Annotated in this window: 16 protein-coding genes; 6 read left to right on the top strand and 10 right to left on the bottom strand. The window is 41.0% G+C overall.

Annotated elements, in window-relative coordinates:
- Positions 1–58: 58 nt before the first annotated feature.
- The 8 genes from mobC to mnmE all read right to left on the bottom strand — a co-directional run bounded on the left by mobC (position 59) and on the right by mnmE (position 8,669).
- Entirely contained in the window at positions 59–2,080 is a 2,022-nt protein-coding gene (gene mobC, locus ACTJKC_RS01755) for a conjugal transfer protein MobC (RefSeq protein ID WP_440789709.1), read from the bottom strand.
- Entirely contained in the window at positions 2,077–3,309 is a 1,233-nt protein-coding gene (locus ACTJKC_RS01750; protein WP_440789707.1) for a relaxase/mobilization nuclease domain-containing protein, read from the bottom strand. Before ACTJKC_RS01750 ends, mobC begins: the two co-directional genes overlap by 4 nt.
- On the bottom strand, positions 3,276–3,701 hold the full coding sequence (locus ACTJKC_RS01745; RefSeq protein WP_440789705.1) for a mobilization protein: 426 nt from the start codon (positions 3,699–3,701) through the stop codon (positions 3,276–3,278). Before ACTJKC_RS01745 ends, ACTJKC_RS01750 begins: the two co-directional genes overlap by 34 nt.
- Before the next feature lie 619 nt (positions 3,702–4,320).
- Positions 4,321–4,596 (bottom strand): helix-turn-helix domain-containing protein, encoded by a 276-nt coding sequence (locus ACTJKC_RS01740; RefSeq protein ID WP_440789703.1) that lies wholly within the window; start codon positions 4,594–4,596, stop codon positions 4,321–4,323.
- A 198-nt stretch (positions 4,597–4,794) separates the two neighbouring features.
- On the bottom strand, positions 4,795–5,142 hold the full coding sequence (locus tag ACTJKC_RS01735; RefSeq protein WP_440789701.1) for a helix-turn-helix domain-containing protein: 348 nt from the start codon (positions 5,140–5,142) through the stop codon (positions 4,795–4,797).
- 104 nt (positions 5,143–5,246) lie between these two features.
- On the bottom strand, positions 5,247–6,359 hold the full coding sequence (locus ACTJKC_RS01730) for a tyrosine-type recombinase/integrase (RefSeq protein ID WP_440789699.1): 1,113 nt from the start codon (positions 6,357–6,359) through the stop codon (positions 5,247–5,249).
- A 2-nt stretch (positions 6,360–6,361) separates the two neighbouring features.
- Positions 6,362–6,763: a helix-turn-helix domain-containing protein gene (locus ACTJKC_RS01725; RefSeq protein WP_440789697.1), complete on the bottom strand. Its 402-nt coding sequence runs from the start codon at positions 6,761–6,763 to the stop codon at positions 6,362–6,364.
- Between the two features lie 544 nt (positions 6,764–7,307).
- Positions 7,308–8,669 carry a tRNA uridine-5-carboxymethylaminomethyl(34) synthesis GTPase MnmE gene (gene mnmE / locus ACTJKC_RS01720; protein ID WP_440789695.1) on the bottom strand — a complete coding sequence of 454 codons (1,362 nt, stop codon included), beginning with the start codon at positions 8,667–8,669 and terminating at the stop codon, positions 7,308–7,310.
- A gap of 319 nt (positions 8,670–8,988) precedes the next feature.
- On the opposite strand from mnmE, the gene ACTJKC_RS01715 reads away from it, so the two are divergent.
- Positions 8,989–10,113 carry an AI-2E family transporter gene (locus ACTJKC_RS01715; RefSeq protein WP_440789693.1) on the top strand — a complete coding sequence of 375 codons (1,125 nt, stop codon included), beginning with the start codon at positions 8,989–8,991 and terminating at the stop codon, positions 10,111–10,113.
- Between the two features lie 244 nt (positions 10,114–10,357).
- Here the strand turns inward: ACTJKC_RS01715 and argS are convergent, their stop codons facing one another.
- Entirely contained in the window at positions 10,358–12,130 is a 1,773-nt protein-coding gene (gene argS / locus ACTJKC_RS01710; protein WP_440789691.1) for an arginine--tRNA ligase, read from the bottom strand.
- Between the two features lie 384 nt (positions 12,131–12,514).
- On the opposite strand from argS, the gene ACTJKC_RS01705 reads away from it, so the two are divergent.
- The 5 genes from ACTJKC_RS01705 (at position 12,515) to ACTJKC_RS01685 (ending at position 19,565) form a co-directional block, all read left to right on the top strand.
- A complete protein-coding gene (locus tag ACTJKC_RS01705) occupies positions 12,515–13,960 on the top strand; it encodes an arginine deiminase family protein (protein ID WP_440789689.1) in 1,446 nt (481 codons plus the stop codon).
- A gap of 120 nt (positions 13,961–14,080) precedes the next feature.
- A complete protein-coding gene (gene ctlX, locus ACTJKC_RS01700) occupies positions 14,081–14,995 on the top strand; it encodes a citrulline utilization hydrolase CtlX (protein ID WP_440789687.1) in 915 nt (304 codons plus the stop codon).
- Positions 14,996–16,785: 1,790 nt separating this feature from the next.
- Entirely contained in the window at positions 16,786–18,174 is a 1,389-nt protein-coding gene (locus ACTJKC_RS01695) for an arginine decarboxylase (protein ID WP_025146786.1), read from the top strand.
- 114 nt (positions 18,175–18,288) lie between these two features.
- Positions 18,289–18,525: a DUF433 domain-containing protein gene (locus tag ACTJKC_RS01690; protein WP_440789685.1), complete on the top strand. Its 237-nt coding sequence runs from the start codon at positions 18,289–18,291 to the stop codon at positions 18,523–18,525.
- A gap of 143 nt (positions 18,526–18,668) precedes the next feature.
- Positions 18,669–19,565 carry a DUF72 domain-containing protein gene (locus tag ACTJKC_RS01685; protein ID WP_440789683.1) on the top strand — a complete coding sequence of 299 codons (897 nt, stop codon included), beginning with the start codon at positions 18,669–18,671 and terminating at the stop codon, positions 19,563–19,565.
- A 162-nt stretch (positions 19,566–19,727) separates the two neighbouring features.
- Here ACTJKC_RS01685 and ACTJKC_RS01680 read toward each other — a convergent pair whose 3' ends face one another.
- A complete protein-coding gene (locus tag ACTJKC_RS01680) occupies positions 19,728–20,225 on the bottom strand; it encodes a DUF1579 domain-containing protein (RefSeq protein WP_440789681.1) in 498 nt (165 codons plus the stop codon).
- Positions 20,226–20,234 lie beyond the last annotated feature (9 nt).

Raw genomic sequence — 20,234 nt, 5'->3', positions numbered from 1 at the left:
CATATTCTGAGATTGGCCCCCGGCCACTTCCCAGGCAAATAAAAATATGGTAAAGGCTTCAGGTTGATAGGCCATCGGATATACCAGTTGAACGGTTAGCCTTTCCCCTCCGTTTCTTTTTCTTCTTCTTGCCTTCCCCATCCGCATCTGCCTGTCTGCCTTCGGCAGCTATGATCTGCGCGACTTCGGCCTTGATACGTTCATAAGCGAGGCGTATATCGGTATCCTTTACGCAAGAAACATCCGGGATATCTTCAAATCCAGCATCCTCCGCAGCAATTTTGGCGTGATCATTCTGGATTTCACAATGAAACATCTTTAGCGATATCTTTTCCTGTGGATTATCGGCGACCACGCCCACAAATTCCCCAGAAGACAGGGAGGCAATTTTGGAGGCAGGTATAGCCATTTCCAGCTGCGTGGACTTGCTGATCGATACATCAGAGCTGTTGATACTTTTGCTCTGCCTGTCCTGCACGATCTTGCCAAAGGTTTCACTAAGCTTCTTTGCGGTATCTCCGGTCACTTGACCGCTGATGATATTGCCCACAATGCCGGTGATCACATCGGCCTGCTCCTGCCCATAATCCTTTCTCAACTGGCTAAAATCCTGAATGGCGAGTGTGGTTGCCACCTTATTGCTCCTTGCCGTTGCGATCAGGCTATCCATGTTATTGAAATAAATGGTCGGGAATTCATCAAAGATCAGGCTGCTTTTAAGCTTCCCCTTCTGGTTAACCAGTTTGATCATACGTGAAACATAAAGCGAAAGCACGGCACCATAAATCTGGATTTTCTGTGGATTGTTGCCCATGCAGATAATCTTGGGTTGCAAGGGGTTGTTCAGGTCCAGGATAAAGTCATTCCCACTCAGCACATAATAGAGTTGTGGACTGGAAAGCCTGGCCAGGCATATTTTGGCCGAAGCAATCTGCCCTTCTAGCTGCTGCACGGCATTGTTTTTCCAGGCAGTGATAAAGGGGTTGATCAAAACTTTAATCTCTTCCTGCTTTTCGAGCAGGGTAAAAAGCGCTTCGTAATCAGCTTGCATCAGTTCGATCACGTGGGGAAGAGTGCAGTAAATACCATCCTTATATTTCCTTAGGTACCAGATCATGGCTGTCACGAAGTTGATCGGGCTCTCTACAAAAAAATCCCCCTGCTTTTTGATCCAGTCCCTGTTCAGCCCGAGCATGATCGTCCGACTGGCTTCGGTCGCATCGGTAATGTCTTCCATCCCACCTGGATCTAATGGGTTACAGCGGTGCAGCGGCCTGTCAAAATTGATCACAAAAAACTTTGGTTTGACCGCATAATTTGTGTTATACTTCCTGAGCATATTCCAGGCTATACGGCTCAGGTCATCATACTTGAAATCATAGATAAACATACTGAAGCCTTTTCTGATATGCTGGGAAATAATGTGCCGGATCACAAAATAACTCTTCCCCGCCCCAGGTGTTCCGACTACCAATACCCCCCGGAACATGTTCACCAGGTTGATCCAGCTCTTTCTCTTTGTCCCTTTGTAGTGATATAGCGCTGGCAGGTTAATTGAAAACTCATTTTCCAAAAGACGCTCCTCCTGCGGGAAGGTCTCGTTATCACGGTTGAAAATATCCGGCACCAGACTATCTTTTACGATTCTTGATATTTTGGCACCACTAGCCATCATCATCAGGTATCCTCCTAGCGTGATAACCATATAACAGACTGTTTTCATAACCAGGCGGTCCACCAGGCACAAAAAAACAATACTCGCAAAAAACAAAATCACACCTACAATAAACTGCAGGATCAATGGCTTCAGCACAATCTTTTCATCCTTTCCACCCTTCACCCCAAGTAAAGAAATGAGCAGGAATACCATGCTGGCAAGCTTTGGAAAAACAAGACGATGAAACAATCCCGTTTTTGCGGCACCTTTCAGTATTCTATCCATCAGCTCAGCATGCAGACCTACAGTCCTGAAAAATCCATAACAGCACAAGTAAAAGTGAAGTCCCAGGATAAAAAAACTGATCCAGCGGGTTAAATCGATGACCTTACGCAGGCCATTGGTATCTTCCCCCGTATTCACCGTTGCTGCTCCCTTCCCATGAAACGTTTCTTTTTCTTCCTGCGTTTCAGCAGCCGGCTAACAGGAGGCTCGTAGCCCGCTTGATATAAAGGACTGACATCAATTCCGTTTTCCTCATACGTAGTTTTATGGTTTTGTTGACCTAGGGTGTGAACACCAGTTTTTTGACCTCGTATCCGGTTGGGCTGCAGTCTTGATGCAATTCCCAGCGCGCTATACGCTTTTCCCAATTCACTTCCTTTTATCACCACTCTGCAATCGTGGTCGATATAGGTCATCCCAAAAACCTTACCCTCGGCAGTACGGCTTAAAACCAGATCAATATTCATTTTAGAAAGTTTATGCTGAAAATCTGCCATAGAGTTCACTCCTTTGGCAAGAAGCATATCCAGTTTGTTTTTTATACTGGGTTTTAGCCTGGTTTTCAATTCGGATTTCTGGACAAAGTCCTGTTCCAGATCCCTTAAGATTGGCTTACCTGCCATTGAACTGGCCTTTATCGGTACACCTATCGCTGTACCTTTCTTATCTAATATGGCATACAACAAACCTTTATTCTCCTCCATCCTTGACCCGGCCATTCCTGGTATGGCGGTGGCATTATACGTTTTTAGGATTGCATTGAATTCACTGAAACTGGAATAGGCATATCCTTCCTTTACAGCCCTTACAATGCCTGAAAGTGCTTTTTTGACTGCTTTTTCTCCATACTTCAATTGTTTAAGCGCTGGTATTTTTTCAATTTTGTTCGATGCTTTCTGGCCTTCCGCAATGGTAAGTCCAAATTCCTGCTCAATTGACCTCCGTACGGGTTCTGATATTTTTTTGCCGATATCGTGAAGACTGATCCGCGATCCATCAGACTGGATATTGGTAGTGGCAATATGCAGATGTGGATGATGGGCATCTTTATGGGCATAAATCAGGTAAGGCTGTTGGTCAAAGCCAATCCCCTCCATATATCTATGTGCAATCTGAACCATGTCTTCGGGGTTTAATTCGTCCTTTCTATGAAAATTAAGGCTGATATGAACTGCATTGGTTTTGGTCCTTTCATTCAGCCTGGTGAGCTTCTGGAAACGATTGATCTTCATTCCAATAGTGAGTTCCTGCGGGTCTGTGGCAAAACAGTTGGCTGCCAGCAATATTGCTTTACCTTCCGCAACCTTATCCTCGTTATAATACACTACACCTGCTATCTTTTTTCCGGTTCTGATTTTGACAACCATTTTTTCGCCAATTGGTTAACAATAGATAGTAGTAGCTCGATTTTTGGCCCTATTTTTTTATATTCTTCAAGCGTACGGTTGGCATAAAACCATTTTCCGCTATTGTCTTTAGACTGCTGAAAATGATGGGTCTGCTGGTTAATATTGATCCCGATCGAGCGTATTTCCTTTCTGGTCCTGGAAAGTTCCTCCATCACTGGCCCCATGGTATCATCATGATGGAAGACATTGATTTTTGCGCCTGTAATAATTTTACGGGCTACCGCACAAGCGCTCCTGCAATCACTTTTATTTATCAACTTTTGGAGCCTTTCGTAGGTCTTTTGATCGATCCTAATCCTTAGCACATGGATCAGCAGCTTTTCCTGGTTTTGCTTTTTCTTACCGGCCATCTTTACAGAATGAATGTTTTTGGAACCGCAAGTCCCGCCGCGGTTCTCCAGCCGAAAGGATGGCAAGATTCGTTTGTCTACAAACGTACATCTTGCTGCGTACCCGCGTGGGCAGAATCCTTCCAGTTGGGCATTGTTAACCTTCCTTTTTGTTACCTTTCTCTATGGGAGGAAATGAGTGGAGCAGTTTCCTGATCCTTAGCCTCATTCCTGTCTTAGTGCCCTGCCGTTTTCGTTTGGGCCAGAAGGATTGCTGGACATCTGTAATCTCTTTCTCCTTTGCCATGCTGTTTATTTTAACCTGGTCCGTCCCTCGGTCTAACAATCCTACCTCGCCCAACATTTTAGCTTAAGTTTACCTCCCACAACTCTAGCAAATTGTCCCGTACCCCATCAGCGATAATTCCCAACTTTTTTCATAACCCACACCTGTTTTATAATAACAAACCTAACCACCCAAAAAACCAAAAACAGGTAAACATAGGGTACCTACCCAATTTCTTCAAAGCGCCTTCGATAAACAGTAACATTGATAACCATAGTCAGCTGCACATGCAAAAAGTCCTTGAAAATCCTGAGTTCATTTAATTTCTGTTCAACGATATTGTTCTAACGCTGCTCAGCGTCCTGTTCCATTCATCATGGCCTCTATGTCTTCGTACCTGTAATACATCAGGCCACCGATCTTACTGAATTTTATCTGGCCGGTTTTTCTTAGGTGCTGTAAGGTTCCGGGTGATATCCCAAGCAACTTGATGACTTCATAGCTTTTAATAAATGGCCGTTGCTTATTCTTATCAACCGGCACCTTAAATGTCGGCCTTCTCAACTCTGCAAAAAGTTCCTGTTTAAACAGTTCGAGATCTTCTCTGGTTATAAACTCAATTGTTCCCATGTCATTTCAATTAGGGGTTAGTGATAGCTGCGCCGAACCTGTGCACAACGATGTTTATCTCTTTTAATCTGGATTAGGTCCTAACTCAAAGAAATACAAACCAGCTCAATTCTTGGCATGCCCCGATCGATAATTTTCAAAGTAACGTAAAAAAGCAATTCCCATCACCACCGCTGAACTTGATTATCAACATTCTCTCTAATGCTGGTAAATGCGCTCTAGCGGTTTTCTGCGAACGAGCAGCGCGGCCTCTTCCTGTATCTGATAACCACTTTTCCGGTGGCGACTTTCCATGTATTGCTTTAACTCCTGCCGGTTAAAAAGAACCCTTTTTCCCATTTTAAATCCCGGTAATTCGCCCCTGCATACCTTGGTGTAAATGGTCGATACCTTCAATCTCAGGAAGTTGGATGCCTCCGTGACATCCATGATCTCCTGTTCCGGCACTTCCTGAGGCCGCGCACCCAATAATTCCTCGATCCTGTCCAGTTTTTCCGATAAGCCTTGCAAAAAGGCAGGTATTTCCTCAAATGTCAATTGTCCCATAAAACTATATTTCTGTTTCCTAATATCCCTGGTTATTACTCCGCTTATGGGGAATGGTTGGGAAGTAACCTAAAAATATCCCCACGTAGCTATTTTTTAAATATTTAAAGTTCAATAACGATCCTGGTTGTCGCTTCCTTTTTCTTGGAATCGACAATTTTCGTATATATCTGTGTAGTTTTCACATTTTTGTGGCCGAGCAGTTTAGAAACCGTGAAAATATCGGTTCCACCTGCCAACTGCAAAGTCGCATAGGTATGCCTGAAACTATGGAAAGTTATTTCCTTATCGATCCTTGCTTTTGCCAGCCATTTGACCAGAAAAGTTCGCGTTGCCGAATATTCCAGACCTCGGAATACTCTGGCGTCCTTGCTTGCTTTTTCTCCCAGCAATGACCTGGTCTGATCGGAGATTGGCAGCACCTCGGCCCCTTTTGTCTTCTTTTGGCTGAACTGCAGGTAAAAATCCCCGGTATCCCCCCTTACCTCATCCCATACCAGGCCTTTAATATCTGAAAACCTCAAGCCCGTCAGCCCAGAAAAAATCGCGGCCCTTTTTGATATCTCCGGTTTCATATCTGTCTTTGCCAGCGTCTGGAATTCTTCTATGGTAAGGAATTCCCGATGGGTTTCCTGTTCCTTGATCGACTGTGTCTTAGAAAAAATATCCTCCTTTAATAGCGACGCTCTATATGCGTCCTTGATTACTGCCCTGAACCGGTTATAATAAGCAAGGGCGGTATTATTTGAAATTTTTACGTTATGGCTTCCCAGGCTCGGGGATTTCAGCAGATATGCCCTGTAGTTATCGCAGAACAATGCAGTGATATCGGAAAAACGTAACGTTTCTCCACTGAAGCTTTTAAGATAGCGGTAGGACATATACCATGCCCCACAGGTTGTTCCATTCTTCTTGGTAGCAATGGTCCTATAGAAATCCAAAAAACTCCCCAGTAGCCTGTCCGGAGTGAGGAAACCATATTCTTCGTTCTGAATTTCCAGGAGCCTTTTTGCACGTATGTTTTCGGCCAGAGTCTGGATCTCCCTGTTAAGGCTCCTTTCACTTTCGGTCTTGGGTTTTGGGTAAAGGTAAAGTTTGAGGTACTCACGCCTCACGGGTTTTCCGGTTTTTGGATCAGGAAGGCCTGGATAATAATCCAGATAGAGCGAGATCATTCCTGAGACCAGGCTCTTTTTTCTTAGTGTAATCTTGGACATATTTATTTTTGGTTAGAATTTAGCAACGATTCGATTCTTGATTTGGGTACAAAGGTGTACTTACCTACTTTTAACCTCGGGATACCATTCCTGCGGACCAGGGTATAGAGTGCCTTTTCCGAAATCCTGAATTTCTCCTGTATTTCAGCCATATGATAGCAGGCTTCTACGTTTAGCTCTTTTTGGATGTCGGGAACCATCGGCCTGATATCCGGCAGTGCAAAAAGTTTATCGATCTCATTGCGGTGTATGATACTTTTCTTGCTCAAAAGGTTTACCGAATGGATTTTACCCGTTGATATCATGTTATAGACAGTGGGCCTGGAACAGTTTAACAAAAGTGCTGCATCTCTGACAGTAAGGAACTCCTTCGATTTGATCAGGTCTAGGGCAGACGGGGACATCTCTCTAGTCTCACCATGGCTTTTGGCAATCTTAGCTTTTGTATGCAGGGCTTTCCATGCTGACCTGCTGCATTTGTGTGAACAATACTTGGTGACTGTCGTCTTAGCGGTAAATGCCTCCGTACAGAACTGACAGATCCTGGTGATTCTAATGTGTGAACTCATAAAACTTCTTCCCGTTGCCGGGATTTTTTGGTTGGGTTTGTTAATTTTTTGGGCGCTTTTATACCAGTGGTAATCTCTCTGGTACAATCATGCATTGTTGTCGTAAATCATTGTTAACATGTTTTTCATGTCCCTTCCTATCAATGGTAGTAAAAAGCAAGAAAAAGTAGGCTATTCTGTAAAGTCATCTCGCCCTATCATTTTACTCGGGGACCAAAATGACCACAGAAACCAGACGAGGACCAAAAAAGGACCAAAATCTTGTCTAGCATATTCCAGCAATTCAAATTTTCCATAAACAAAAAAACCGCTTAGGATGCTGATCCTAAGCGGTTTTCGTCTGTTTTATTTTGTCTTCTAGTTTTTCGTTTTTGTGGTTTTACTTTCCGATACAAAACTTTGTAAAAATATTTTCCAGCAAATCATCGGTAGTAACCGTTCCTGTTATCTCTCCGAGGTAATGTAAAGCCTGCTTGATATCCATAGCCAAAAAATCGGAAGTAACCGGATTATCTACATTAGCCAATACCATTTGCAAGGCATTTTCCGTTTGTTTTAAAGCTTCTACATGGCGGATGTTCGTAACCAAAGTTTCGCTGGTATTAATATGGTGAAGGTTTACCTGTTCCAGCAAGGTTGTTTTTAACTCATCAATACCCTGTTTCTCTTTGGCAGAAATGAAAACAGCATTTAACCCCTCAAAAGCTTTGCGTTGATCGGTAGAAATCAAATCAGCTTTATTCACTAGAATAAGATATGGAATAGCCAGTTGCGCGAGGCCTCTCACCTGTTCTTCAATCTCAGGGATGCTTTGAGCAGCATCGGCCATATAAATGATCAGTTTGGCCTGTTTCATTTTCTCTAAGGTACGTTCTACACCTAAAGCTTCAATAATATCAGCTGTATCACGGATCCCGGCGGTGTCGATAAAACGGAAAACAATGCCACCAATGGTCAGTTCATCTTCAATGGTATCGCGGGTGGTACCGGCAATGTCGGATACAATGGCCCGTTCCTCGTTTAATAGTGCATTTAACAGGGTCGATTTCCCCACATTGGGTTTACCGGCAATAACAATCGGCACACCATTTTTGATCACATTCCCCATTTCGAAAGAGGAAATCAATCTTTGCAGTACATAATTGATTTTGTTTACCAGGTTTTTCAACTGTTCACGATTGGCAAACTCTACATCTTCTTCCGCAAAATCGAGTTCTAGCTCAATCATTGAGGCAAAATGGATCAGCTGCTCACGCAAGCCTTTTAATTCATTAGCAAAACCACCACGCATCTGCTGCATGGCCACATCGTGCGAAGCTTTCGAATTTGAAGCGATTAAATCTGCCACGGCTTCTGCCTGACTTAAATCGAAAGCACCGTTTAAAAAGGCACGTAAGGTAAATTCGCCGGGTTTGGCCGCACGTGCTCCCTTGCTGATCAACAGGTTAATAATCTGCTGGATGATATAATTAGACCCATGACAGGAAATCTCTACCACGTTTTCTTTGGTGTACGATTTAGGCGCAACAAACAAACCTGCAACCACTTCATCAACAATATGATCGCCATCTTTAACTAAACCAAAATGTAACGTATGGGTAGCCTGCTTTTCTAAATCCTTTCCGGCAAAAACGGTATTGGTAAGCGAAATTGCATCCGGACCGGACAAACGGATTACGCCAATAGCCCCCGAACCTGAAGGAGTAGACAAAGCAATAATGGTATCTTGATCGTTGTTCATGTGTTGTATTAAAGCTGCAAAAATAAGTCTAATCTATCGGTATATCGTGTAAGGGAAGTAATTTTTTTCGGGTTGGTTCAGTTGTCATTCGTTTATTCGTCAATAGTTTGATGGTTCATGGTTTATGGCATAGCTCCCCACCAAACTCCAACCCTGGCGATCAGTCTACTTCGGACTCCGGACTGCCGACTATGACCTATTAACGCTTAACGCCCAACACTAACCGCGACACATCATCCATCATACTCCTTCCATTTTCCATCTAAACCAAACTTTTTCACAACAACTGTGTTTAAATCCTAATCAGATAAACTTTTTTATGACTAACAATTTACCCCTAACCGTTAAACGATCTATTGAGTTATTGGGCCTTATGGCTGTTGTAGCGGTAATGGTAATCGGACGCGACATTATTATGCCGATGCTGATGGCATTTTTTATTAGTATTATGCTGTTGCCTGTTTACCGCTTTTTAAAAAGGAAAAAATTTCCGGAAACGCTCGCCATTATCCTGCCTATATTATTGGTTGCATTATTTGTAGCATTAATTATCTGGTTCTTTTCCAATCAGATTGGTATTCTGGTAAAAGATTTTCCGCAAATAAAAGCCAATGTAACGCAGCACATTAATTCGTTAAGCGATTGGATCAGTCGCATTACACATTACGACGATAAACAGCAAAAAGCCTTCATCCAGGATAAAAGTGACGACCTGATGAATATGGGAACTTCCCTCGCAGGCAGTACAGCGGTAACACTGAGCGGTATTTTTGTATTTATAGGCCTGTTACCGATCTACATTTACCTGATGCTGTTTTATAAGGACATTTTATTACGTTTCATTTTTATGTGGTTTAAAACCGACGATCATCCAAAGGTGAAAGAAGCCATTTATGAAACTGAATCGATCATTAAAAGTTACCTCATTGGTTTATTGATCCAGATTACTTATATGACCATTTTATTGGGTGGAATATTGATGCTGATCGGCATTAAACATGCTTTGTTAATCGGCGTAATTTTCGCAATTTTAAACCTGATTCCTTATGTTGGCGCTTTAATAGGCAATGTAATCGGCGTTTTACTTACTCTAACCTCTTCTCAGGAATTATGGCCTGTACTTACCGTTTTAGGTGTAATTGCGTTTGTTCAGTTTCTGGACAACAACATATTGATGCCGCGTATTGTAGGCTCTAAAGTGAAAATCAATGCTTTGTTTGCCATTCTGGGAGTATTTATAGGCGGAAGTATTGCAGGCGTCTCCGGAATGTTCCTTGCCCTGCCAATTGTAGCCGTGCTTAAAATCGTGTTCGACCGTACCGAATCATTTAAGCAATGGGGTGTACTATTGGGCGATGAGCGTCCGGCAAAAAGCCCGATGATGTTTCCAAACTTTAGAAAAAAGAAACCTGTTGCAACGAAATCAGGGATTGAAGGAAAGTAGTACCTAGTCTTTAGTCTTTAGTCTTTAGTCTTTAAATAGAAAAGAAAAAGCATCGTTAGGTTTAACCCGGCGATGCTTTTTTATGCTTTTGTCATTCTGAACGCAACTTGTCCCGAATATTCGGGAGTGAAGAATCTTTAAAATGAAGAGCCGTAGATTTCTCCATTTCACCGCGTTTCAGTCGAAATGACGAACCGGTGGGGATCGCTAATCGCTCGCCATCATCCATCTCACCTCTTCCATCTTACATACGTTCCGGCGACGTAATCCCTAAAATCAGCATACCTGCGTTAATTACATCTGCAGTTTTCTTGCTCAGGTTTAAACGAAACTGTTTCACTTCACCTTCTTCGGTTTTAACGATTGGCGGCACTTCATGGTAGAATTTGTTAAACAATTTCGCCAATTCATATAAATAGTTGGCCAAACTCGCCGGACTGTATGCCTTAGCGGCAATTTCTATTTCTGCAGGATATTTAGCCAGTTGCAAAATCATTTCCAACTCTACATCACTAATCCCGCTAAACTCCAAACTCCCAACGCCAAACTTATAATCAGATTTGTTCAAAAGCGATTTAATCCTCGCGTGCGTGTATTGAATAAAAGGACCTGTATTTCCCTGAAAATCGATACTTTCGGCAGGATTGAATAATAAACGCTTTTTAGGCTCAACCTTTAAAAGGAAATATTTTAAAGCGCCTAAACCAATGTTTTTATACAATTCTTCTTTGTCTGCTTCGCTAAAATCGTTGGTTTTACCTAATTCTTCCGTTTTTTCACGGGCGGTAGTTACCATGCTTTCAATCAGTTCGTCTGCATCAACAACTGTTCCCTCACGGCTTTTCATTTTACCGTTAGGTAAATCAACCATTCCGTACGATAGGTGGTATAAACCTTTCGCCCAGCTTTTACCCAGTTTCTCCAAAATCAGGAATAATACCTTAAAGTGATAATCCTGCTCATTTCCCACCACATAAATCGACTCATCCATGTTGAAATCGTCATGTTTCATTTCGGCGGTACCCAAATCCTGTGTAATGTAAACCGAGGTTCCATCTGCACGTAAAACCAGTTTCTGGTCTAAACCATCAGCCGTTAAATCGATCCACACCGAACCATCTTCCTTTTTAAAGAAAACACCTTTGGCCAAACCTTCTTCAACCGTACCTTTTCCTAACAGATAAGTATTGCTTTCGTAGTAGAATTTATCAAAATCAACCCCAAGGTTTTTGTAAGTAATATTGAAACCCGCATAAACCCATTCGTTCATCGTTTTCCATAAAGAAACCACTTCTTCGTCGCCCTGTTCCCATTTCAAAAGCATTTGTTGTGCTTCCTTAATCAGTGGAGCATTTTTCTTCGCTTCATCTTCCGTTTGCCCTTCGGCTTTTAAAGCGTCTATTTCCTTTTTGTATTCCTTATCAAAAATTACATAGTATTTCCCAACCAGATGATCGCCTTTTAAACCGGTACTTTCAGGCGTTTCCCCATTGCCCCATTTTTGCCAGGCCAGCATCGATTTGCAAATGTGAATCCCACGATCATTAACCAGGTTTACCTTCACTACATCGTAACCATAAGCCTTTAACAGCTCAGAAACCGAATAGCCCAATAAATTATTACGCACATGGCCCAGGTGAAGCGGTTTATTGGTATTTGGCGACGAATATTCTACCATTACCTTTTTACCGTTCGGCGCATAAACACCAAAATCTGGCTTTAAAATTTCTTCGTTAAACTGTTTAAGGAAATAACTTTCTGCAATACTCAGGTTCAAAAAGCCTTTAACCACATTAAAATTGGTTACCTCAGCTACATTGGCGACTAAATATTCACCAATTTCATTTGCAGTTTGCTCAGGCGATTTTTTCGAGATTTTGGTGATCGGAAAAACAACAATAGTTGCCTGTCCTTCAAATTCTTTACGGGTTTCTTGTATGTTGATCACACTTTCGGCAACTTCTTCCTGATAAAGTTCGGAGATGGCTTTCTGTGTTGCGGCAATAATAAAATTCATGTGCCAAAAATAGAGAAAAAAGTCCGAAGTCGGGAGTCCGGAGTCCGAAGATTTTTTAGCTAAAATTCATTCATAACGTTTTTAAAAAGGTTTGGAAAGGTTACTTTAATACTTATCGGTGCCAGTAGTCCTTCTTTCCGCTGTAGTCCCGTTTTTTCAAATCGGGAGCTGCCGCTTCAATAAGGTTTAAAGATGTTGGCTCTGTGCAAATAGAAAAAGTCAGAAGTCGGAGGTCCGAGGTCGGAAGATAGGATGCTTATAGCCTTAACCCCATTGGCTTTATAATTATCCAGCACTTATTTTCAAACTATATCTTCCGACTTTCGGACCCCGGACTTTCGGACTGTCAAAATTTCTAATAGATTTGTAACAACTAACTTATTTATGAGCGAGCAGAATCAAAACTTTAAAGTAAGCGTAAACACCGAAATTGGCAGGTTGCGTAAATTACTGATACATAGTCCGGATAGTGGTTTAGGTAAAGTAGTACCCTCCAAAGCACAGGATTGGCTTTTCGAAGATATTGTACATTTAGATACCATCCGTAAGGGCGAATACGATTATTATATTAAACTATTGATGTATTTTCTTGATCCTGATAAGATCAAAGGGAAACTGACCGAAATAGATTCGGAAGCATCAGACCGTAATTTTTACAAACCCAATCATCCTGATTTTCATAATTCCAAATCGGTAATCGAGATACAGAACCTGTTGAGCGAAATGCTCGAAAACGAATCGATCCGTAAAAAACTGGTTGCAGCGGTATGCGCTATTGAGGGCTGTACCTATAAAGTACAGTTAGAACTCACTAATACCGATCCGAAACAACTGGCCGAGATTTTTATCTCCGGAACACTGGCCAACGATACGATGATTTTTGCACCTATCCCAAACCTCATTTTCACCAGGGATGTAGGCACCACCATTAATAACCACATTTTATTAAACAAACCGGCTAAAAAAGCACGTGTGCGCGAAACGCTTTTAATGCGTTATATTTTCTTTAACCATCCGTTATTTGAAGCTTACCGAAACAATATTCTGGAAATCCCAGATGTTACCATGCACTTTTTACGTCCCGGCGACGAGCCTGCTTTCAGCACCACTTTGGAAGGTGGCGATGTAATGATGGTAAGCCCGAACCATGTACTGATTGGTTGCAGCGAGAGAACTTCGGAGCATGGCGCCAACGAAGCCATTAAATTATTGTTCGACCAGGATGTGGTGGAAAAAGTTACCGTGGTAAAAATCCCGAGTAAACGTGATTATATGCACCTGGATACTGTTTTTACGCAAGTTAAACGCAATACCTGGGTAATTTTGAATTCGATTGCGCATTCACCAAAATATAATCCTTATGAGCCGATTAATTTTTTAAAAGAGCCAGAAAAACTGGAGGCAACAACGGCCATTCAGTTTACAAAAGCTAATCCGCAGGAACCTAAACATTTCGAACATGTAGAAGCTTTGTTAAATGATATTAGTCAGAACGACTTAAAAAGCACCGAACCGACCAAAATTATTTATAGCGGAAATAATCAGTTCCCTTACGATTCGCGTGAGCAATGGACAGATTCTTGCAACCTTTTGGCCATTAAAGAAGGTGTGGTTTTAGGCTACGACAGGAACGACAAAACCGTTGAGGCCTTTAAGGCTGCCGGCTTTGATGTGGTAGATGTGAAAGATCTGGTACAGGATTTAGAAAGTGGTAAAGTAAGTGCCGAAACGATAACCGATACCTTGATTTTAATGCCTTCCGCAGAATTATCACGTGCACGTGGTGGTTTCCACTGTATGAGTTTACCGATTTTAAGAGACAACCTTTAAGGTTTAAGGCGTAAGGTATAGGGTTTAAGGTTCAATTTGCCTATATCATAAATGTCTGATATTGAATGTTTTTTTTAGCGTATGCAACCTTAAACCTTACGCCTTTTACCTTTTACCTTTATGCAGACGACCAACCATATCCTCATGATCCGCCCTGTTGATTTTAAGTTCAACGAGCAAACGGCAGGAAATAATAAGTTTCAGGTTGCTTCTACCGGGAGCGATGTACAAACACAAGCCTTAAAAGAGTTTGATGCTTTTGTTGACCTTTTGTACAAAAACGGTGTGGATGTAACCGTAGTGGACGATACTTTGGAACCTGAAACACCCGATTCTATATTCCCGAACAACTGGGTTTCCTTTCACGAAGACGGCTCGGTGTACCTTTACCCCATGTTTTCTGAAAACCGAAGGTTAGAGCGTCGCAGGGAAATATTAGATGGACTGAAAGATAAATTCGAAGTAAACCACATTAGCGATTTAAGTTTTTATGAACATCAGCACGCCTTTTTAGAAGGAACGGGAAGCATGGTTTTAGACCGAACCAATAAAAATGCATATGCCTGCCTAAGCGTGCGTACCGATGAAGAAGTACTGAATAATTTCTGCATGCTTACTGGTTACGAGCAAGTGGCTTTCCAGGCAGTGGATGCCACAAATTTCCCGATTTACCACACTAATGTAATGATGTGCATCGGCGATCGTTTTGCGGTAATCTGCCTCGATTCTATTAAAGATCCTGAAGAAAGATTGAACGTAACCATCAGTTTAAAAGGCACTGGAAAAGAAGTTATAGAGATTAGTTTAGATCAGATGAATAAATTTGCAGGTAATATGCTGCAGGTTGCCAATGCAGCCGGCGAAAACTTACTGGTTATGTCTGAACAGGCTTATTTATCATTAAATGCAGAACAGATTACTGCCCTTGAACAATATAGCAGGATTATTTACGCACCGCTTTACACCATCGAAAAAAATGGAGGCGGCAGTGCAAGGTGCATGCTGGCTGAGATACATTTGCCGGGTAAAGATTAATTTCCTCCGTGGTTCGTGTCCTCACGAACCGCTTTATTGTTTTTTTTGCCACGGATGCACTGAAAACACCGAAAAACCCTTTTTATTAAATGCACTCGCTATTAAACCGTAAATAGCAGCACCAGCCTAATTTCAATAAACCTGATCGGAACGAACATCCCGAATTAAGCATTGTTTATTATTTTTTGGTATGCTTGCTTGTTGCACAGGTTTCTTCGGGATAAAGTGGAGAGCAGGACAAAGCCTAACCTATAAAAAACAGGAACCTGCTTTCCAAACCCTTAAGTTACACAACAAATTGTAATACATTACTAAATCATCATATTGCTTTTTGCTCTGTTCCGTGGTTCGTGTCCTCACGAACCGCTTTATTAGTTTTTATTTGCCACGGATGCACTGAAAACACGGAAAACTCATTTTCATTAAATGCACTCGCTATTAAACCGTAAATAGCAGCACCAGCCTAATTTCAATAAACCTGATCGGAACGAACATCCCGAATTAAGCATTGTTGTTTATTATTTTTGGTATGCTTGCTTGTTGCACAGGTTTCTTCGGGATAAAGTGGAGAGCAGGACTAAGCCTAACCTATAAAAAACAGGAACCTGCTTTACAAACCCTTAAGTTACACAACAAATTGTAATACAATACATTACTAAATCATCATATTGCTTTTTGCTCTGTTCCGTGGTTCGTGTCCTCACGAACCTCTTTATTAGTTTTTATTTGCCACAGATGCACTGAAAACACCGAAAAACCCTTTTTATTAAATGCACTCGCTATTAAACCGTAAATAGCAGCACCAGCCTAATTTCAATAAACCTGATCGGAACGAACATCCCGAATTAAGCATTGTTGTTTATTTTTTTTGGTATGCTTGCTTGTTGCACAGGTTTCTTCGGGATAAAGTGGAGAGCAGGACAAAGCCTAACCTATAAAAACAGGAACCTGCTTTACAAACCCTTAAGTTACACAACAAATTGTAATACAATACATTACCAAATCATCATACTGCTTTTTGCTCTGTTCCGTGGTTCGTGAGGACACGAACCGCTTTATTAGTTTTTTTTGCCACAGATGCACTGAAAACACGGAAAACCCATTTTCATTAAATGCACCCGCTATTAAACCGTAAATAGCAGCACCAGCCTAATTTCAATAAACCTGATTGGAACGAACATCCCGAATTAAGCATTGTTGTTTATTATTTTTCGTATGCTTGCTTGTTGCACAGGTTTCTTCGGGATAAAGTGGAGAGCAGGACAAAGCCTAACCTATAAAAAACAGGAACCTGCTTTGCAAACCCTTAAGTTACACAACAAATTGTAATACAATACATTACCAAATCATCATACTGCTTTTTGCTCTGTTCCGTGGTTCGTGTCCTCACGAACCGCTTTATTAGTTTTTATTTGCCACGGATGCACTGAAAACACGGAAAAACCTTTTCATTAAATGCACTCGCTATTAAACCGTAAATAGCAGCACCAGCCTAATTTCAATAAACCTGATCGGAACGAACACGATCCCGATTTTTCATCGGGAGAGTAAAGTGCAGAGCAGGACCAACCCAAACCGATTGAAACAGGAACCTGCTTTCCAAACCCTTAAGCTACACAACAAACTGTACTACAACATATTATCAAATCATCATACTACTTTTTTCTATCAAAACAATTTATGCTCAACTTTTGTAGTTAGGCTAAGCGTTTCCCTACAGTAAAAATATTTTTATTAAAGATTAATTCTCGATTTAAAATTACATTTTTGCAAAAATTATTTAAAAGTAAATGCAGAGTTACTCAGAATTTCTTGATCTAAGTGTTGGTTTCCCTCAGGAGGGATTCGATGTTATAGATGATGAATTATATTTTCAGGATTTAAACCTGATGGAAATGATCGAAACTTACGGTACTCCCCTACGTTTCACATACTTACCAATGGTAAGTAAGAAGATTCAGCAGGCGAAAATTCTTTTCCAGACCGCTATTTTAAAGAACAATTACCGCGGTGATTATAAGTACTGCTATTGTACCAAAAGCTCGCATTTTAAACATATTGTAGAAGAAGCTTTAAAAAACAACATCCATCTGGAAACTTCTTCGGCTTTTGATATGCCGATGGTTGATGCTTTAGAGAAAAAAGGGGTATTAACGAAAGATACCACCATTATCTGCAACGGTTTTAAAACCTACCAGTACAAACAGTATATCATTGATATGCTGCACGATGGTTATACCAATATTATCCCGGTTTTAGATAACAAAGAAGAGTTTAATCTTTTTGATGATGAGGTTGATATTGATACGCCTTGTAACCTGGGTATCCGTATCGCAGCAGAAGAGCAGCCTGATTCGCAGTTCTATACTTCGCGTTTGGGTGTACGTATGGAAGATATTATCGATTTTTACAACAATAAAATCGTTCATAACCCTAATTTCAGGGTTAAATTATTGCACTTCTTTATTAACTCGGGTATTACCGATTCGCCATATTACTGGAACGAGCTGGAGAAATATGTAACACTTTATTGCAAATTCAAAAAAATCAACCCTGATTTAGATACCCTTGATATTGGTGGCGGTATGCCATTTAAAGATTCGCTGGTTTTCGATTTCGATTACGAATACATGGTTAACGAGATTGTAAAAAGGATCAAGGAAATCTGCGCCATCCACGAGGTTATGGAACCGGATATTATTACTGAATTTGGTAAATATACCGTTGCCGAAGCCTCAGGAATTCTTTATAAAGTATTGGGACGTAAACAACAGAACGATCGCGAGCGCTGGTTGATGCTGGATGGTTCGTTCATTACCAACTTACCTGATGTTTGGGCATTGAACCAAAAATACATCTTATTACCGATCAACAACTGGGATGCCGAATACGAACGTGTTAATTTAGGTGGCATTACCTGCGACGGACAGGATTACTATAACCAGGAAGCGCACATGAACAGTGTATTTATGCCTAAAACCCGTAAGGTACAGTATTTAGGTTTCTTCCATACTGGTGCTTATCAGGAAGTATTAAGCGGTTACGGTGGTATTCACCATTGTTTATTGCCTAGTCCAAAACACGTTTTAATCCGCAGAAACCGTGATGAAAGCTTCAATTTTGAGGTTTTTGGAGAGGAACAGAATAGTAAACAAGTATTGAAGATACTGGGCTACTAATTCAGTTTTCAGTTGGGAGTTTGCAGTTTGCAAATACCTGAAAATGTAAAATTTTATATCACATAATACAGATACCTCAGTTTTTTAAACTGGGGTATTTTTTTATATTTGAGTATGGCACAAGAACAGATTAAATTATTCGATCGGATCACTTCTACAGATGGTTTGATGGGTGGAAAACCCACAATACGTGGATTAAGGTTTCCAGTTTCTGATATACTTGAACTATTGGCAGCCGGCATGAATGAAAGACAAATCCTGGAGGAACATCCGGTATTAGAAAAAGAGGATATTAAGTCAGCCCTGTTATACTCCGCTCAAAAAGTTAATGAGGATTTCCTATCGGAATAATTGAGTGTTTTCAGTACAAACTTTCCACAATAGATAAAGCAAAGAACAAGTTTCTTATTTTTACAATATGCAAATACCTTGGTTCAACAGGCTAAGGTATTTATTGCCTTTAACCTTTTACCTTACACCTAAAACCTTTAAAAATGCAATTCGGTAAAGTAGACGACCCTTCGATTATAGATTATACCCTTCCTGCGGATGCACCTGAAACAGCAGCAATTTTGGCAGCTAATAAACCTAAACAGGATTTTAAAGCTTTTGTGGGCTGTGCAAAATGGAACAAAGCCGATTTAAAAGGCTTTTATCCAAAAGGGACAAAAGATGAATTAACCTACTATTCAACCCAGTTTAATTCGATCGAACTAAATGCCACCTTTTACGGCATGCCGACAAGTGAGCAGGTAATTACCTGGACGCAAAAAACACCTGCAGATTTTAAGTTTTTCCCCAAACTCACCAATACGATCAGTCACTTTAAAAGGTTGATCAACGTTAAAGAACCTGTTGAGCAATACTGCGATGCGATTAGTAATTTTGAGGATAAACTGGGCATGGCTTTTCTTCAGCTTCACGATAATTTTAAACCAAAAGATTTCGAAAGGTTAAAAATCGTAATCAACGAATTTCCAAAGGTAATTCCGTTGGGTGTTGAGGTGAGAAATACAGAATGGTTTACCAACCCGGCCATTTCAAATGAATTTGCCAAGCTTTTCGAAAACAATGGCATCACAAACATCATCGTTGATACTTCTGGCAGAAGAGACATGCTGCACATGCGCTTAACCACTCCGACGGCATTTGTACGCTTCGTAGGTGCTAATGATGATGAAATCGACAAAAAACGTCTGGACGATTGGATTGAGAAAATTGTCAGCTGGAAAGAAGAGGGTTTGCAGAACCTTTATTTTTTTGTACATCAGAATGTAGAGCTGTCATCCCCTTTATTTTCTGCTTATTTTACCGAAAAACTGAATAAAGCAGTTGGAACCGATTTAAAAATACCGGTAATGGCTAATCAGGCTTCGCCTTCTTTATTTTAATAGGTTCAAAACCGTTAGTCGAGATTTGCAATCTTATCTGAATGAGCTGTGGATTTGCAATCCACCTTAAAAGATTATAAATCCTTAATTCAAAAGTCGGGATTACAAATCCCGACCAATAATTCGTCATGTTCGTGTCGCCACGAACCATTTTCTAAAAACCTAGATTTTTCTATAAACCGTTTCCGTCGCTTTTGCCTCTTCCCCTTCCGGCGAAACATTATAGGCAGTTAATATAAACTCATTATCTCCAACAATTTCCAGCGTTGTGCGCCAGCCCCAAAGCTGTTCCCCATACTCAGGACTACCATATTCGCCAAAAACCGAGAAACCATTTACAGTGGCTTCTCCGCTTGATAACATGATCTGCGTACCCATATGGAAACTATCCATCCAGCTTGTGGTAAACCTTTGGTACGGAATATCGAAACCGATGATCATTTTGCCTTCAAAAGGCTTTCCCTCCAAACTGCCATGATAATCAACCAAAATAAAACGGCTGCCTAAAATGGACGTAATTTGAGCTTCAGATGGAGATTCATCAGCCAAAACATCCTTTTCGAACCATGTTTTGGTTGTTCCCTGCCAGTTCCCAGTTAACTGTTGAAGTTGCAGATGAGCCCCATCTGTTAAAGATTCCTCGAATTTACTTTTCGCCATAAATCAAAG

The sequence above is a fragment of the Pedobacter sp. 22226 genome (assembly GCF_052045455.1).
In the GTDB taxonomy this organism is placed as follows: Bacteria; Bacteroidota; Bacteroidia; order Sphingobacteriales; family Sphingobacteriaceae; genus Pedobacter; species Pedobacter jeongneungensis.
Note: the sequence above shows the minus strand (reverse complement) of the source record. Positions and strands in the feature narration are given on the sequence as shown.

Coding starts and splice junctions, on each gene's coding strand:
- ACTJKC_RS01750 (WP_440789707.1), bottom strand. CDS start 3,309: ATGGTTGTCAAAATCAGAACCGGAAAAAAGATAGCAGGTGTAGTGTAT.
- ACTJKC_RS01745 (WP_440789705.1), bottom strand. CDS start 3,701: ATGGCCGGTAAGAAAAAGCAAAACCAGGAAAAGCTGCTGATCCATGTG.
- ACTJKC_RS01740 (WP_440789703.1), bottom strand. CDS start 4,596: ATGGGAACAATTGAGTTTATAACCAGAGAAGATCTCGAACTGTTTAAA.
- ACTJKC_RS01735 (WP_440789701.1), bottom strand. CDS start 5,142: ATGGGACAATTGACATTTGAGGAAATACCTGCCTTTTTGCAAGGCTTA.
- ACTJKC_RS01730 (WP_440789699.1), bottom strand. CDS start 6,359: ATGTCCAAGATTACACTAAGAAAAAAGAGCCTGGTCTCAGGAATGATC.
- ACTJKC_RS01725 (WP_440789697.1), bottom strand. CDS start 6,763: ATGTCCCCGTCTGCCCTAGACCTGATCAAATCGAAGGAGTTCCTTACT.
- mnmE (WP_440789695.1), bottom strand. CDS start 8,669: ATGAACAACGATCAAGATACCATTATTGCTTTGTCTACTCCTTCAGGT.
- ACTJKC_RS01715 (WP_440789693.1), top strand. CDS start 8,989: ATGACTAACAATTTACCCCTAACCGTTAAACGATCTATTGAGTTATTG.
- argS (WP_440789691.1), bottom strand. CDS start 12,130: ATGAATTTTATTATTGCCGCAACACAGAAAGCCATCTCCGAACTTTAT.
- ACTJKC_RS01705 (WP_440789689.1), top strand. CDS start 12,515: ATGAGCGAGCAGAATCAAAACTTTAAAGTAAGCGTAAACACCGAAATT.
- ctlX (WP_440789687.1), top strand. CDS start 14,081: ATGCAGACGACCAACCATATCCTCATGATCCGCCCTGTTGATTTTAAG.
- ACTJKC_RS01695 (WP_025146786.1), top strand. CDS start 16,786: ATGCAGAGTTACTCAGAATTTCTTGATCTAAGTGTTGGTTTCCCTCAG.
- ACTJKC_RS01690 (WP_440789685.1), top strand. CDS start 18,289: ATGGCACAAGAACAGATTAAATTATTCGATCGGATCACTTCTACAGAT.
- ACTJKC_RS01685 (WP_440789683.1), top strand. CDS start 18,669: ATGCAATTCGGTAAAGTAGACGACCCTTCGATTATAGATTATACCCTT.
- ACTJKC_RS01680 (WP_440789681.1), bottom strand. CDS start 20,225: ATGGCGAAAAGTAAATTCGAGGAATCTTTAACAGATGGGGCTCATCTG.